Annotated in this window: 16 protein-coding genes; 11 read left to right on the forward strand and 5 right to left on the reverse strand. The window is 66.0% G+C overall.

Annotated elements, in window-relative coordinates:
- Positions 1-514: class II fructose-bisphosphate aldolase (locus tag ACFTZB_RS31420; RefSeq protein WP_378437492.1), on the reverse strand; the 514-nt coding region annotated here is incomplete at its 3' end.
- A 43-nt stretch (positions 515-557) separates the two neighbouring features.
- Positions 558-1,913, reverse strand: a complete 1,356-nt coding sequence (locus ACFTZB_RS31425) for a four-carbon acid sugar kinase family protein (RefSeq protein ID WP_378437494.1) — start codon at positions 1,911-1,913, stop codon at positions 558-560.
- Between the two features lie 183 nt (positions 1,914-2,096).
- Here ACFTZB_RS31425 and ACFTZB_RS31430 point away from each other — a divergent pair, with 183 nt between their 5' ends.
- The 8 genes from ACFTZB_RS31430 (at position 2,097) to ACFTZB_RS31465 (ending at position 10,242) form a co-directional block, all read left to right on the forward strand.
- Positions 2,097-3,119, forward strand: a complete 1,023-nt coding sequence (locus ACFTZB_RS31430) for an ester cyclase (protein WP_378437496.1) — start codon at positions 2,097-2,099, stop codon at positions 3,117-3,119.
- A gap of 128 nt (positions 3,120-3,247) precedes the next feature.
- Entirely contained in the window at positions 3,248-4,039 is a 792-nt protein-coding gene (locus tag ACFTZB_RS31435) for an HpcH/HpaI aldolase/citrate lyase family protein (RefSeq protein ID WP_378437498.1), read from the forward strand.
- 62 nt (positions 4,040-4,101) lie between these two features.
- Complete coding sequence (locus ACFTZB_RS31440; protein ID WP_378437500.1) at positions 4,102-5,487, forward strand: MFS transporter; 1,386 nt, start codon at positions 4,102-4,104, stop codon at positions 5,485-5,487.
- A 126-nt stretch (positions 5,488-5,613) separates the two neighbouring features.
- Positions 5,614-6,333 carry a FadR/GntR family transcriptional regulator gene (locus tag ACFTZB_RS31445; RefSeq protein WP_378437502.1) on the forward strand — a complete coding sequence of 240 codons (720 nt, stop codon included), beginning with the start codon at positions 5,614-5,616 and terminating at the stop codon, positions 6,331-6,333.
- Positions 6,334-6,422: 89 nt separating this feature from the next.
- The gene (locus ACFTZB_RS31450) at positions 6,423-7,340 is read left to right on the forward strand and encodes an NAD(P)-dependent oxidoreductase (protein ID WP_378437505.1); all 918 of its coding nucleotides are present in this window, start codon (positions 6,423-6,425) and stop codon (positions 7,338-7,340) included.
- The gene (locus ACFTZB_RS31455) at positions 7,337-8,320 is read left to right on the forward strand and encodes an aldo/keto reductase (protein WP_378437507.1); all 984 of its coding nucleotides are present in this window, start codon (positions 7,337-7,339) and stop codon (positions 8,318-8,320) included. The genes ACFTZB_RS31450 and ACFTZB_RS31455 overlap by 4 nt, the downstream gene beginning before the upstream one ends.
- Before the next feature lie 28 nt (positions 8,321-8,348).
- Positions 8,349-9,482 (forward strand): hypothetical protein, encoded by a 1,134-nt coding sequence (locus ACFTZB_RS31460; RefSeq protein WP_378437509.1) that lies wholly within the window; start codon positions 8,349-8,351, stop codon positions 9,480-9,482.
- The gene (locus ACFTZB_RS31465; RefSeq protein ID WP_378437511.1) at positions 9,475-10,242 is read left to right on the forward strand and encodes an alpha/beta fold hydrolase; all 768 of its coding nucleotides are present in this window, start codon (positions 9,475-9,477) and stop codon (positions 10,240-10,242) included. The genes ACFTZB_RS31460 and ACFTZB_RS31465 overlap by 8 nt, the downstream gene beginning before the upstream one ends.
- Before the next feature lie 370 nt (positions 10,243-10,612).
- On the opposite strand, the gene ACFTZB_RS31470 is transcribed toward ACFTZB_RS31465, so the two are convergent.
- Positions 10,613-10,735: a PAS domain-containing protein gene (locus tag ACFTZB_RS31470; RefSeq protein ID WP_378437524.1), complete on the reverse strand. Its 123-nt coding sequence runs from the start codon at positions 10,733-10,735 to the stop codon at positions 10,613-10,615.
- 285 nt (positions 10,736-11,020) lie between these two features.
- Positions 11,021-11,167: a hypothetical protein gene (locus ACFTZB_RS31475; RefSeq protein WP_378437513.1), complete on the reverse strand. Its 147-nt coding sequence runs from the start codon at positions 11,165-11,167 to the stop codon at positions 11,021-11,023.
- 303 nt (positions 11,168-11,470) lie between these two features.
- Here ACFTZB_RS31475 and ACFTZB_RS31480 point away from each other — a divergent pair, with 303 nt between their 5' ends.
- Positions 11,471-11,698, forward strand: coding sequence for a hypothetical protein (locus ACFTZB_RS31480; protein WP_378437515.1), 228 nt, complete (start codon positions 11,471-11,473; stop codon positions 11,696-11,698).
- 145 nt (positions 11,699-11,843) lie between these two features.
- Here ACFTZB_RS31480 and ACFTZB_RS31485 read toward each other — a convergent pair whose 3' ends face one another.
- Positions 11,844-14,201, reverse strand: a complete 2,358-nt coding sequence (locus tag ACFTZB_RS31485) for an arylsulfatase (protein ID WP_378437518.1) — start codon at positions 14,199-14,201, stop codon at positions 11,844-11,846.
- Between the two features lie 165 nt (positions 14,202-14,366).
- Between ACFTZB_RS31485 and ACFTZB_RS31490 the strand changes: the two genes are divergently transcribed.
- On the forward strand, positions 14,367-14,567 hold the full coding sequence (locus ACFTZB_RS31490) for a hypothetical protein (RefSeq protein WP_378437520.1): 201 nt from the start codon (positions 14,367-14,369) through the stop codon (positions 14,565-14,567).
- Positions 14,564-14,917: a hypothetical protein gene (locus ACFTZB_RS31495; protein ID WP_378437522.1), complete on the forward strand. Its 354-nt coding sequence runs from the start codon at positions 14,564-14,566 to the stop codon at positions 14,915-14,917. Before ACFTZB_RS31490 ends, ACFTZB_RS31495 begins: the two co-directional genes overlap by 4 nt.
- The last annotated feature ends 339 nt before the right edge of the window (positions 14,918-15,256 follow it).

Genomic DNA, 15,256 nt, shown 5'->3' on the forward strand with positions numbered 1-15,256 from the left:
CCAACAGATCGGTGCCGGTGTCGCGAACGAACTCGACCGCCCGGGAAACGTCGGTAACTGTCTGCACGTCGACCGCGCCGGCGGCGTCCTCGTCGCCGGGAACGTGCGCGAGTTCCGCCTCGATCGAGGCCCCGCAGGGCTCGGCGAGGGTGCGTGCGCGGACGACGAGATCGACGTTCGCGGCGTAGGGGAGTGCGGAACCGTCCGCCATGATCGCGGTGACACCGAGGTCGAGTGCGCGCGCCGCCAACTTCAGGTCCTGGGTGTGATCGAGCTGCACGGCAACGGGAATGGAAGCGTCGTCGGCTGCGGCGACCAGCAGGCGAGCCAATAGGGGTCCGCTGTCGCGACGCAGGGCCGCCTCTGCGAGAAGGAGACACACCGACTGCCGGGCGCTCTCCGCGGCGAGCATCACGCCGGTGAGCTGTTCGAGGTTGTAGCAGGTGAAGGCTGCGACACTTCCTCCTGTTCGGGATGCGTGGGCGACCAGATCGGTCAGGGGGGCGCGGGGCATGGCAGGTTCCTGGTCTTCTCTTCGTGTGGGGTGGGTGTGGTGATCAGTTCAGTTCGCGCAGGACCGTGATGACGTCACGCAGAGCTTCTGGGCCGCCGACGTTTCCGGGGAACACCACACACAGGGGGCCCGAGGAAGATTCGGGTACCCACACGGGGACGATGCCGTCGAGGATCGGTCCGAGTACCGTGGCCCGGCGCAGGCACAAGACTTTCGTGATCACGTCGGCGGAGGTGATGCCGCCCTTCGCGACGACCCAGCGCGGCGGGGCGGCTGCGACAACGGCCGACGCGGCCGTGCTCAACGCGTGTGCCACAGCGGCGGCGATGGACAGGCTGTCTTCTTCGTCGGAGCCGACGACCACGTCGCGGCTGGTGCGCAGCACCACATCCGACAGGGCGAGAGCGGACACACATTCCGTCACGGCCCGGTCGATCGCGGCCACGCGGGTGGCGCGGTCGACGACGTCGGTCGTCGAGAGTTCGACGGTTGACACACGGTCCAGTTGGTCGAGGTACCGGAGCTGGGTGGTCGTGAGATCGACATGGGATCCTGCGACGACGAGACCGTGTGGACCGGTGGTCGGATCGAGGGCGGCCCGAAGGTGCTCGGTTGAGATCCGGTCGCTGTGGGGCAGCCCGCCGCGGGCGCGGGCCAGGGACGGACCGCATCGCACGATGGTCCGAATGCCGTTGTCCTCGCACTGTTCGAGGGCTGCTGCGACGACGTCGAGGTCGGATTCGGTTTCCGCGTCGACGCATACCGGATTGGGGTCGAGCGCGGCGGTGGCGCCGATCAACCGGCTGACGTGGTCGGGGCCGAGACGAATGTCGGTCCCGGACACGACGGTGACGTCGGCGGCCGCCCACCGGCCGCGCGACCGCTCGTGTACCCAGTGGGGCAGCGTCGAGGCCGAGAAACCGAATGTCGCGTCGCGCGCATAGGCAGTTTCTCCCACGGGCACCCACTCCGGTCCGGATCGGACCAGATGCCGGCCCTCACGGGTGATGCGTCCGGCGGCGGGGTAGGCGGGGCACAGAACGAGGACGTGCGGTGTACCCGCGGCACTGACCTCGGTGAGCACATCCACGTCGACGGGAAAATGACCGCGCAGCGTCGAGTCGGAGCGGCTGACGATGGAAAGCGCCAGACCCAGCCGCTCGGCCACGGTTGTCGCCGTCCGCGCGATCGACCGGGTGAGTTCGCGCGTGGTGTTCTCGTCCAGCGCCCGCGCATTGGTCAGCACGAATGCCGTGGGGGCGGCTTCTCGCAGGGCCCATTCGATCGATTCCGCTGAGAAGTCCGTGGCGATGGGTACCCCGGCCGCGGTCTGCGACCCGGTGGGATCGTCGTCGAGGACCAGTATTCGGCGGTGGGACCGCATCATGCGATCGGTCAATGAAAGATGTTCCACCAATTGATGTCCCATGTCGGCCTGCCTCCTGGGCGCAGATCGGGATTCGTGGCTGCGGGCCACGGTGATGCGGACCACAATAACGCATTGGTCGAGCGGTTGACCAATTTGGGTTGTCCGCGATACTGTGTCGACCATCACAAGAGCATCTGGTTGGAACGGAGCATCATGATCGAGCTGAAGCCGTCGGCGTACGCGCCCTACAACGATCCCGAGGACTACATCCTCTCGTGGACGGATCGCATCTGGGAGCCGCGCGGGATGGGCCAGATCCGCGAGCACTACCTACCTGACATCAAGGTGCACGGCGCGTACGGCACCATCGTCGGAAACGAACCGATCATCAAGGCATGCCTGCAGAAGAACGCCGCCTATCCGCACCGGCTGTTCACCGGCGAGGACGTCATCTGGGAGGTACGCGACGAGAACACCTGGCTGAGCTCTCACCGGATAGTCAATTGCGGTAAGCAAGAGGGTTTCTGGCAGTACGGGCCACCGACGTTCAAGCACACCTCCTCCCGCAACATCGCCGTCTGCCTGGTGCGCGATGCGATGATCGCCGAGGAATGGGTGGTCCGCGACGAGTGGGCGGTGGTCGAGCAATCCGGCCACGACATCGACGCCATCGCCCGCCAGATCGCGTTCTCGCCGAGCGCCGGGCTGCTCGGCGAGAAGGGCGGAAAGCTCCTCGGTGACGCACCCGCCAATCCTCTGCTGGAGGGGGTGTCCGGCAAGCGTCCGCAACACGGACGCGAGGAAGATCATCGCATCGTCGCGATGATCGACGAGGTGTGGAATCAGCACCTACGCAATCTGGTGCCCGCATACTTCAGCCGCGACATCGTCATCGAGACGACCCGGCACCGCACCCACGCCCGCGACGACGGCTACAAGAGCGAACTCGATCACCTCTTCGGTCCCTTCCCGGACGCTCAGATCGAGATCTACGACATCGCCTTCAACGAAGACTCCTTCCATGGCACCCGGGTGTCGATCCTGTGGGTGTTGAACGGCACCTACAGCGGCGTTCCGCAATACGGGCCGGTCACGGACAGTCCCGTCGAGATCTTCGGGGTCTCCCACTTCCAGTTCCGCGACGACAAGATCTACAAGGAATGGCGAATCTACGACGAACTCGCCGTTCTCGCCCAGATCAAGCGCGCCCGAGGCGACGAACCCAGTTCCCACTGAGAACTCGGAGTCGGTGCGCCGGTCGAGCGGACATCGACCGTTGGGCCGGCGCAGATGCTCTTGCTCGAATCAAGTGGTCGACCGGACGACCAATTCAATCCTTCAGGCGTGAACCACAGGAGGTCGTGATGCGCCCCAATCTACTTCGAGCAGCGATGACGGACGGAAACGTTGCCGCCAACGCCTGGATCTCGAGCGGCGGCACCTACGCGGCCGAAGCTCTCTCCCATGCCGGGTTCGACAGCGTCACCATCGACCTGCAGCACGGCATGTTCGGGGTCGACACCGCCATCGCGTTGTTGCAGGCCGTGTCGTCGGGGCCGGCCGTCCCGATGGTGCGGTGCTCCCGCTCGGACCCGGCCGAGATCGGCAAGCTGCTCGACGCGGGTGCATATGGAATCATCTGCCCGTCCATCGACGACGCGGCGGCCTGCGCCGACTTCGTCGCCGCATGCCGCTATCCCGGCACCGGTGTCCGCAGCTTCGGCCCGTCCCGCGGGTTGCTGTACGGCGGCGACGACTACGTCGCGCACGCGGACACCACCGTCCTGACCTGGGCGATGATCGAATCCGCCGCAGCGCTGACCCAACTAGACGAGATCGTCGCGGTCGGCGGCCTCGACGGGGTCTACATCGGACCAAACGACCTCGCACTGTCTCTCGGCGAGCGGCCGGGCGGTCCATTTTCCGAACCGGTGCTCGCGGCGATCGTCCGGGTGGTGAGCGCGGCCCGGCGCCGCGGAATCTACGTCGGCGCCTTCTGTGGCGGCGAGGACGCCGCCCGCCAACTCGTCGATCTCGGTCTGGACCTGGTCACGCCGGGCAACGACATCTCCCTGCTCCGCGACGCGGCCACCCGCCGGATCGCCGCGATTCGCGGCCACCGCGCACTCGCCACCGCGGACGCCGGTGGCTACTGAACTGCACTTTCCGACCAACGACATTCCTCGTTAGACTGCCCAGACCATTTTCGGAGGCCCGTATGTCCGTCCAGAGCGACACCACACCAGCACCCGCGACCGCCGATCCGCAACCGCCCGGCGGGAAGAAGGTATCGCTGCGTAAGCCCATTCTCGCAGGCACGGTCGGCAACTTCATCGAGCAGTTCGACTACGGAATCTACGGCTTCCTGGCTCCGTACATGGCGGCGACATTCTTCCCCGGGGAGAACCAGACCGCGGCGATGCTCGGCGTATACGCCGGGTTCGCGATCTCCTTCCTCGCCCGCCCCTTCGGTGGCATGATCTTCGGACGCTTCGGCGACAGACTGGGACGGCGCAACGCCCTCGCGGTGGCGATCATCTCGATGGGTGTGCTCACCACCATCATCGGTCTCCTGCCGTCCTATGCCGCCGTCGGCTTCGCCGCCACGATGTTCCTTCTGGTGGTCCGACTGTTGCAGGGACTCGTCCAGGGCGGCGAGTACGCCGGAGCGGTGGCATTCATCGTCGAATACGCGGACGAGAAGCGGCGCGGGTTCTACACCAGCTTCCTGTCGGTCAGTGTGTTCTTCGGTCTCCTCTGCGGCGCCGGACTGTCGGCACTGGTGGCGAGCCTGGTCAGCGACGGGCAGATGGAGACCTGGGGGTGGCGGATTCCGTTCCTGGTCGCCATGCCGTTGACCCTGTTCGGTCTGTTCCTCCGGCTGCGTATCCCCGAGACACCCGAGTTTCGCCGGCTCCAGGAGGACCAGCAACGTGCGATCGAGGAGGGGCGGCACGAGGACGTCATCACCAAGAGCCCGGTGCTCGACGCGCTGCGCACCCAGTGGAAGCCGATCCTGGTGTTCGCCGGTTTCGCCATCACCAACGCCGTCCTCTCCTACACCTGGGTGACCTTCCTGCCGGGATACCTGCAGGGCGACCCGGTGAACATGCCCAAAGAGCAGGCCCTGGCGTCGAACTTCATCGCCCTCGGCGTACTGATTCCTCTGCTGGTTCTGTCCGGACTGCTCGTGGACAAGATCGGGCGCAAACCGATGTTGATCGCTGCCTGCGTCTCCACCTTCGTCTGCATTCCGTTGGCCTTCAAGGTCGTTCTAGCCCACACCTTCGCCGCGGCATTGGTTGCCCAGCTGATCTACCTTGTGCCGATCATGTTGATCTCGGTCGCCCTGACGGTGAGCATGGCCGAGATGTTCCCGACGAAGGTTCGCTACAGCGCCAGCGCCATGGCCTACAACCTCGGCTTCGGCATCTTCGGTGGCACCGCCCCTCTCGTCGCCACCTTCCTGACCTCGGTAACCGGGACCATCTGGTCCGTTCCGATCTACGTCTGCGCGATCGCGCTCATCTCTCTGCTGTGCGTGACCCTCGGCTTCCGCGAGACCAAGGGCACCCGGCTCGTGGACAGCAAGTACGACAGCTGATGTGAGCGCAACGCCGATTGGGCATCGAGGCACAACGCCTCGATGCCCACTTTCGTAGTATGGTCGACCGGTCGGACACATGTGGTCAAGAGTTCGATACATTGAGGGTGAAAGGGTGGGCTGGGTATGTCTCAGCAGGTCGAATCGCTTCTGACGAAGGTTGAGCGCCGCCAGCCGGCGAGCGTAGAGCTGGCGCATCGACTGATCGAGTACCTGTTGTCCGGGGAAATCCCGCCGGGCGGCAAAATTCCTTCCGAGCGCGCCCTGTCGGAGTCCCTCGATGTCGGCCGGTCCGCTGTCCGGGAGGCGCTCAAGTCGCTGACCCTGCTCGGGCTGCTCGATGTGCGCCAGGGGGACGGAACCTACCTTGCAGGGTCGAGTTCGGATCTGTTGCCGCGCATCATCGAATGGGGACTCCTGCTGGGCGAGCGTCGCGTGCAGGACCTGACCGAAGCCCGCGCGGAGGTAGAGGTGATTCTCGCGGGCCTGGCCGCGAAACGACGCTCACCCGCGGGTCTCGAGGAACTTCGCGCAATCGTCGACGAGATGAAAGCGGCCGACGCCGACCTCGCCCGCTACATCGCCGCCGACGTCCGGTTCCATCTCAAGATCGCCGAGCTCAGCGGCAACACGGTGCTGGCGGGCGTGCTTTCGAGCATCCGCTCGCTCCTGCAGGTCTGGACCAACCGGGTAATCACCGCGATGGGGGAGACCCGGTCCTCACTCGCAGTGCACCTGCCGATCTTCGAAGCAATTGAAGAGGGCGACGCCGAGGCCGCACGGGCGGCCATGTTCGCGCACATGAGAAGCGCAAATCGCAACCTGGCCAACACAATAGGCGACTGACGGCTTGGGGCCCGGCTCGCGTCCTTGCATGATGGAAAAATTGGTCGACCGGTTGACCTTGGGTAGTTTTCGCAGTACGGTCTCCAGGTATGGACAGATCACCCGTAATCGGTTTCATCGGACTGGGACGCATGGGCGGTCCGATGGCCGGAAATCTCCTGACAGCCGGCCACCCCGTCGTCGTATACGACATCGATCGGTCCAAGTGCGAACCGCTTGCCGCACGAGGGGCACAGATCGCCGAATCGCCCGCTGCGGTGGCTGCAGCGTCCGATGTCAGCCTCTCCATCATCATGAACGACGCAGTGCTGCGGCAGGTGGCGCTTGGGGAGTCCGGGATCGTGCACGGCGCCCGGCCCGGCCACCTGTACTGCGACCTGAGCACGGTGTCTCCCGCCGCATCGGCAGAGGTCGGAGCGGCGCTGTCGGCGTCGGGCATCGACTACCTCCGAGGGCGAGTCGCCGGGAGCATCGGGTTGGCCGAGGCGGGGGAGCTCACCATCTTCGCCTCCGGATCCCCCGCCGATTTCGACCGCGCCGAGCCCGTCCTGGCAGCACTGGGCAAGCGCATCCTCTACGTCGGCCGCGACGAGGTCGCCGCCTACCTGAAGCTGGTGCACAGCACCATCGTCGGCGTGTACGCGGCCCTGATGGGAGAGGCGCTGACGCTGGGCGAAAAGGGCGGCGTCGATTTCGAGCAAATGCTCGACATCCTCAACGACGGACCCCTCGGATCCGTCCAACTCGCCCTCAAGACGCCGATGCTCAAGAAGCGAGATTTCGACAGTCCGCCGTCCGATATCGACACCGCCGCCAAAGACCTCGACATCGTCCTGTCCGCCGCGCGCGACCAACGAATCCCCATGCCGCTGACATCGGCGGTGCGACAGCTGATGACCCAGCGTCAGGCAGGGGGATCCGGCAAACAGGACATTTGGTCGATTCTGGAAACCTTCGAAGACATGGCGGCGCTCGCCGAAGCACCGACCACCGGTGCGCAACGATGACCACCGCGGCGAACAGCCTCCTGGTCTTGCCCGGTACCGATCTGCAGGTGTCACGACTGTGCCTGGGCGGCAACCGGTTCGGCTCGACTCTCGACGAGGACGAGTCCTTCGCCCTCCTGGACACGTTTGCCGAGCTCGGGGGAAACTTCGTCGACACGGCGCTGGTCTATGCCGACTGGGTGCCGGGTGTCGAACGCAGCTGCAGCGAGCGCACACTGGGGCGATGGTTGACCACCCGGAACATTCGGAACGAGATGGTGGTGGCCACCAAGGGCGGACACCCGGACCTGACCCACCCCGCGGGCCCCCGGCTGGATCGCACCTCGCTGCGGGCCGACGCCTACGCCAGCGTCGAGAACCTCGGCGGCGCGCCGATAGATTTGTACTACCTCCACCGCGACGACCCCTCCCGCCCGATCGAGGACATCCTCGACACGATGGAATTGCTCGTAGGCGAGGGCGTCATCCGGTACTACGCGGCCAGCAACTTCTCCGCCGGCCGCCTCGCAGCGGCCGCGCAGTTCGCGAACGCGTCCGGGGCGCGCGGTTTCGTCGCCAACCAGCTCGAATGGAGCCTCGCCGCGCCCATGGCGAACCGGGTGGCACCCGACCTGACATACATGGACCCGAGCCTGCTCGAATTCCACCGCACCCACCGCCTCCCCGTCGTGCCCTACTCGGCGCAAGCCAAGGGCTACTTCGAGAAGATCCGGGGCACAGGACCGATGCCCGAATCGGTGGAACGCTACGACACCCCAGGCAATGCCCGCACCGCCGAGATGCTGAATCGCCTCGCCGACTCCTATGGAACCGACCCGACAGCCCTGGCCCTGCGCGCACTGGTCGACTGCGACATCGACACCGTGCCGGTGATCGGATGCCGCACCGTCGAACAACTCCGCCGCAGCTGGTCCTGCCTCGACGTCACGCTGAACGCGAAAGATTCCGAACTGCTTGCATCCCTGACCCTTTCCCACTGAACCGAACACCCGAGGAGTGGACATTTCCGTGAACACCATCGTGACCCAAGACGAGTTGGACCGCCGAACCATCCGCCGGGCGGACCTGGTCAGTTGCAACCAGGCCTTCATCGACTGCAAGACCCCCGGGTCGGACAAGAAGGAAAACTACGCACTCATCGGATCCGGAGTCTCGCAAAACTCCGATCAGGTGATCAACCTCCGTGAACCACACGGATTCAACGTTGGTGCCGCGGCCATGCCGCACGGCATCACCAACAATCTGCACATGCACTTCACCGCCGAAGTCTTCCTCAACTTCAGCGGCGAGTGGCTGTTCCGCTGGGGCGTCGACGGCACCGCCGGCGAATACCACTCCACCGCCGGGGACATCGTGACCGTACCGACGTGGATCTACCGCGGTTTTACCAACACCGGTCCCGACGACGGTTGGCTCTTCACCGTCCTCGGGATGGACGACACTGGTGGGATCCTCTGGGGCCCGTCGGTGCTGCGTGAAGCCGCGAACTACGGGCTCTACCTGACCCGGGACAACGAACTCGTCGAACACGCGGACGGGGAACCCGCCGATGTCGACCTGATCCGGCCGATGCCTCAGCAGGAGATCGACGCCTTGCGCCACTACACCCCGGAACAGATGCGTAGCCGTGTCACCACCGAAGACGACCGCGAGTGGTCGGACCGCGCCTTCCTATGCAGCACCCTGCCTGGCGGACACGCCGAACTCGCACTCGTCATCGGCTTCGGCATGACCGAAGACCGAAACCAGGAACCGAGGGTCTACAACCCGCACGGATTCAACCTCGCGTGGCTACGCGCCCACACCGGTGAGGGGCTACTGCAACATCGGCACGACGCCCCGCAGGCGCTCATCGCCCGCAGCGGGCGATGGAAAATTACTCTCAACAGCGGTGCCGACGAACGGTCCGTCGTCCTCGAGCCCCGTGACACCCTCTCCATTCCGGCGGGGGTGTGGCGTCGCTTCGAACAACTCGACGACGGTGACGGCGAAATGGTGGTCGTCAACGGCGGCGACGGACGCGTCCGAATTCAATGGGACCTCGAAGTGATCGAAGGCGCCCGCGACAAGGACGTGACCTTCGACGCCAACGGGTACATCGCACCCTGGTCGGTGCTGTCCCGGAGCACCGACGATGACTGATCATGTCATCCTGATCCCAGGGATGATGTGCAGTCGGCAACTGTGGACCAAAGTCGAGGAGCCGCTTCGCCGTCACGCACGCATCCATCACGCCGTCCTGGAACGGAATTCGGTAGCTTCGATCGCGAATAACATCCTGGCCAGCGCACCGCCCAAGTTCAGTGTGGTCGGCCTCTCCTTGGGCGGAATCGTCGCGATACACCTGGCCATGCTTGCCCCACACCGCATCACCGGCATTGCCCTGCTCTCGACGAACGCCCGCGCCCCACGCCCAGATCAGCGCCGTGCGTGGTGTGAATCCGCAACCCGACTCGACCACGGGGGTTCGGCAGTCTCCGAACAACGGCGACTGCTGGAGGATTTGACGTCGGCGCGCTCCCGGGCGGCGGACCCGACCTTGGCGGCGCGGGTACTTGCGATGGCCGAACACGTCGGCAGCGGAGGACTCCGGGCCCAATTGGCGGCGCAGGCCTCGCGCATCGACTATCGCGACGCATTACGCGGGATCACCTGTCCGAGTATGGTTTTGGCCGGCGAGGATGATCCATTGTGTGGGGTGCCTGCGATGCGCGAGATCGCCACGCACCTTCCCGACTCGACGTTCGAGGTCATCCCCAACAGCGGGCACCTGACACCGATGGAACGACCGACCGACATCGGAAGGACATTGACGCGATGGCTCGCCGACATCAAGAACTCGCTTCCACCCGAATCAGCGGGGACCATGCCGTCGAAACCTCTGTCCTACTCGACACCCTGAGCACATCAGCGAATGGTCGGCGTGGGGGTCTTCGGGGCGTGTGGGCATGGGGCAACGGTATGGGCAGGCGCAGCCCGGCACCGTTAGATATGCTTCGCCGCAGCTTCGAGTGACGCACGGCACCCTCTGACCAGGCGCTCACCACCTCGGCGGCCGGCCGGTCCTTCGCGACTTGTAGGGCCTGCCCGGCCCAGGGATTCACCGCTTCGCCGTCTCCGCTCTCACGCGCGGCCTGGTGCAGCGGCGACGACGCATCGTGGATCTCGGGATAGGCCGCGGGTGCGGTGGCGGCTGGGCTCTCACAGTATGGGTCCGTTCCCGTGTGCGTCGGACGGTCGCGGCGAGCCGATGGCGGTGTCATTCAGGTGGATCACCTGGTGGACGTGCCGGCCGGCGATCTCCGGCAGTCGTATCCCAGCAGGGTCGCGAACGTCTGATTGATGTCGAGCAGGCGCGCCTGGTCGTGCACGAGAATCGGAATAGGGCTGCGCACCAACAGGTGCCGGACTCCTCGCCGCTCAGTGCATCGCCGTGCGCCGGTGGCGGTGTGTGCGGATGTTCGGGTTCCAAATCGCTGTGGTCCGCGGGATCGGTCGGGGTGCGCTCGGTGCCCGGGCGGAACCACACCGGGCGAGAACGGGTTCGCCCTTCGGGCTGCCGTACAGACTCGAGCGACGGGCAGCCCAGCGCGCGGGCGGACGCCGCGCGTCCCGCGCGCCGACCCAATCTGCGGGGCGGTATCGTTCCTGGTCCCGCTGGTCGTGGTCGGCCGCGCAAGTCAAGTCGGCTCGGCGGTGGCCCCGCCGGTGATCGGTGCCGCCTGCGGGTCTGGACGGTCCATCCGCTCGAGATGGGCCTTGATCCACTCGGTGGTGTGTGTCCGTGTGGAACCTGGGGGCGTGTACTCGGCCGGTCTGTCGGTCATGGCGTCCTTTCGTGTGGAGTAGTAGCGGAGGGCGTTCGGGTGGCGTGCGTCATCGGTGGTCGGTGCCCGAGCGGTAATTGGGTTCCCGGCCGTTTCGACGTCGCGGTGTCGTTCTTTTCGGTGGACGGCCCTCCGGGGGCGGCTGATGGCGAATACTTATGGAAGAGAGCGTGCCCGCACGGATTGGACACGCGGTAATCACCGTCGTCGGTGTGAGCCATTCGAGCGACTCCCGCTGATCGAGAACTTGCTCGCCCGGCGCTCTTACGCTGGGAGAACCACGACACCAGCGGGAGAAGGATCATGAGTTACGAAGCGATCTACGACGGGGTCCGTTATCCGCTCGCCGATGCGGCCGCCGCCCACGGACTGGAGGACGCCATCAGGGGCATCTTCGAAGACCATGGCAGCGGCGGATTCGTCGGTTTCGTCAGCCAGAACTCGACGGTTCGCCTCCTGATCACACCGGCGACTCCGGTCGCGATTCGGGGCAGCGACGAGCCGAACCCGAGCGCCGTCTCTCGCTGGTAGCGCCCCGTCCGCACGACGTTGATGCCCACTTATCGGAATTGTTGGGGCACAACAGGAACGCTGATCGGTGGGCATGTTCGACGGAAAACGCGGGCTCCGCCGAGCACATCTCGGCAGAGCCCGACGCCTCGTCGTTTCGGTCGTGCTATTCGCGGGAGAGCATGGCGGCGGCTGCGCGTTCGAGGTCGACGTAGGGTTCGCCGCTGACGTCGACGACGACCCGGTTCAGGGTGCCGCCGGTGAACGCCCAGGGTGTGGTTCCGGGGTAGTCGTCGGTGACGGCTTCGGCGCCCCCGCGGCCGGCGGTGAGGCCTGCGCCGCCGAGACCGAACGGACCGGGTTGGGTCCGGATTCGGCCCTCGCCGACCTTGCGGTCGCCGTAGTACAGGCTCAGCACGCCCCGGGCGGTGCCGGGTGGATCTTCACCGTCCTTGTCGAAGGAGGCGGCCAGGATCACGTTGTGACCGGTCGGCACGTCTTCGGTGGCGTCGATGGTCTGCTGTTCGCTGCCGAGGAAGTTGTAGACGTAGTGCAGCCGGTTGTCCCTGACGTACAGGGTGTGGCCGCCGAACCGGCCGCCGTGGGCGAACAGCACCCCGGACGCGCCCGGATCGGGGATGTCGACGAGCGCCCCGATCGAGTAGGAGCGGTTGCGCACACTGACCGCGACCGACTCGGGCACCGGGGCGCCGCCCGGACGGTAGACGTAGCGGTTGCGTGGGGCCACCGGCTGCGGGCGCGGGGTGGTGAGGATCTCGACGGGCTGACGATCGTCGAGCGGCAACGCCTGGTTGGCGCCGGCCTCGTGGAACCACAGCCCGACCAACTCGGCCAGTCGGCCGGGCTCCTCGGCGGCGAGGTCGCGGAGCTCGGCGCGGTCCACGTCGGTGTGGTAGAGCTCCCAGGTGTCGTCCGGGAAGTGGCTCCAGCCGCTGATCGTGGGATGGGTGGTGACGGCCTTCCAGCCGTCGTGCCAGATCCCCCGGCTACCGAGCATCGAGTAGAACTGGGTGTGCTTGGCGGTGGGGATGGTGCCGGTGTCGAAGCTGTACCGCATGCTCACCCCTTGCAGCGGGTGCTGGGCGTACCCCTTGATCGTGTCCGGGAGTTCGAGGCCGAGGCAGTCGAGCAGGGTCGGGACCAGGTCGATGGCGTGGTGGTACTGGTCGCGGGTCTCGCCGCGGGCGGTGATCCCGGCGGGCCAGGAGATCAGGCACGGGTCGCAGGTGCCGCCGTTGAAGGTGTAGCGCTTCCACATCTTGAACGGGGCGTTGAAGGCCATCGCCCACCCGTTGGGGTAGTGGTTGTATGTGTTGGTGCTGCCGAGTTCGTCGAGCATCGTCAGGTTCTCGGCCAGGTCGTCCGGCACGCCGTTGAACATCTTGTTCTCGTTGACCGAGCCGTTGGGTCCGCCCTCGCCGCTGGCGCCGTTGTCGGAGACCAGCACGATGATGGTGTTGTCGAGTTGCCCGATGTCCTCGAGGTAGGCCAGCAGGCGGCCGATCTGGTCGTCGCAGTGCGACAGGAATCCCGCGTACACCTCGGCCATCCGGGCGAACAGGCGCTTCTCGTCGTCCGACAGGGTGTCCCAGGGGCGGGTGAAGTCCAGCGGCGGGAACGGCTGACCGTCGAGGCCGGTGCGGTTCTCGGGGGTGCCGACCGGGTTGAGTGGTGGGAGCTCGGTGTTCTGCGGGACCAGACCCATCTGCTTCTGCCGGGCCAGGATCTGCTCACGCATCGCCTCGTACCCGTTATCGAACTTCCCGCGGTAGCGATCGGCCCATTCGCGGGGCACGTGGTGCGGGGCGTGCGCGCAGCCGGGCGCGTAGTACAGGAACACCGGGCGGTCCGGGGCGATCGCCTTGACGTCGTCGAGGTACTCGATGGCCCGGTCGGTGATATCGACGCCGAGGTGGTACCCCTGCTCCGGCGTGGTCGGAGCCTGAACCGGGTGGTTGTCGTGCACCAGGTCCGGGTACCACTGGTTGGTTTCCCCGCCGAGGAAGCCGTAGAAGCGTTCGAAGCCACGGCCGATCGGCCAGTTCCGTTTGGTGGACGCCGCGTTCATCTCGTCCTGGGCGCACAGGTGCCACTTGCCGACCATCGCGGTGGAATAGCCGTGCTCGACCAGGATCTCGGCGAGGGTGGCGCATTCGGGTGGGATGTGCCCGTTCGCACCGGGGAAACCGCTGGCGGCCTCGCTGATGCAGCCCATCCCGTTGGTGGTGTGGTTACGTCCGGTGAGCAGGCAAGAGCGGGTCGGGGAGCACAGCGCAGTGGTGTGCCACTGCCCGTACCGCAGCCCGTTCGCGGCGATCCTGTCGATGTTCGGGGTCTCGATCGGCCCGCCGTAGCAGCCCAGGGCACCGTAGCCGACGTCGTCGAGCACGATGTAGAGGACGTTCGGCGAACCGGGCGGCGCCTTCGGTTGCTCGTACGGACCCCAGTCCGGGATCGAATCACGAATATCGAGATTGACGACACCTCTGAACGGCTTGGCCATGACCGGCTCCTCGATCGATCGGGTCTGCCCCCCTTCATTCACGAAAGCACTACCCACCCGGTCATCGCCAGAGGCTAATGGGGTAACAGTTGGACGGGACGACCGGCGGCCCGCGCTGGTGGGAGTAGCCCGAGCGCGCACGCGTTCCCCGCCCGGCTCGGCGTCGTGGAGGAGGTCGCCGACTTCGTCGACGAGCTGATCGCCTCGCTGCGGGCAGGCTCATCACTGGATAATCCGGCTCCGCCGGCCCGCACGATCGCAACGTGGCGCCACACGGCGGAGGTGTACGCCGATCCGGAGCTGGCCCGGATCCTGTCGGCGTCGACTGAGGGTGACTTCGGGGCCGTACCGGTGCCGGAGCTGTGAGCCCGAAGCGGGGCGAGCGAGTCGCGCCGCCGGCGGCCGGAGAGTTGTGGGACCTGCGGTTCGCAACGAGCGATGCGGCAAAGGGGTGGGACGAGCTGTGCCGGCAGGCGCCGGCGAACACGCTGGTGGCGTACGAGGAGATGCGACGCCGCGCGGTCGCGCAGGAGTCGACCACACGCCATCACCAGTTGAAGGGCAAGCTCGCGACCGGGGTGCACAACGGTGTTGAGATGGAGCAGTGGCAGTACGAGGTCACCTCCGGTGGTCGCGTCTGGTACGTCGTGGACATCGAGCACCGCACCTTGTGGCTGAAGCACGCGGGCATTGGGCAACCCAAGCAGACTGAATAGTGTTGCCGAGCAACTGAATGGGGCGAATCGACGCCATCGACTTCGGGGTGGCGGAAGAGCTCGGCTTGCGCGAAGTCCACGACTGAGAATGGCCGAGCATGATGTCGATCCAGCCGGCCTGTCGGTGCCCGGGCTCCCTCGGAATCGTTCTTCACTCCCGACCGAACCTATTCGGGCTATTGGCCTTTGGCCTCCGGGCTGGTTGGTGTAATGGTTGCCCACCGCGCCTGTCGGTGGTCCCATTAGAGCGTGTCTCATGTGGATGAAGTGACGTGTGGGACATAATGTGACGCGTGGTAGATGAGTTGTCACTGAGGCTGGTTCCGGATGCGTTGTGGG

This window comes from Rhodococcus sp. NPDC057014, from assembly GCF_042673295.1.
Lineage (GTDB): Bacteria > Actinomycetota > Actinomycetes > Mycobacteriales > Mycobacteriaceae > Rhodococcus_F.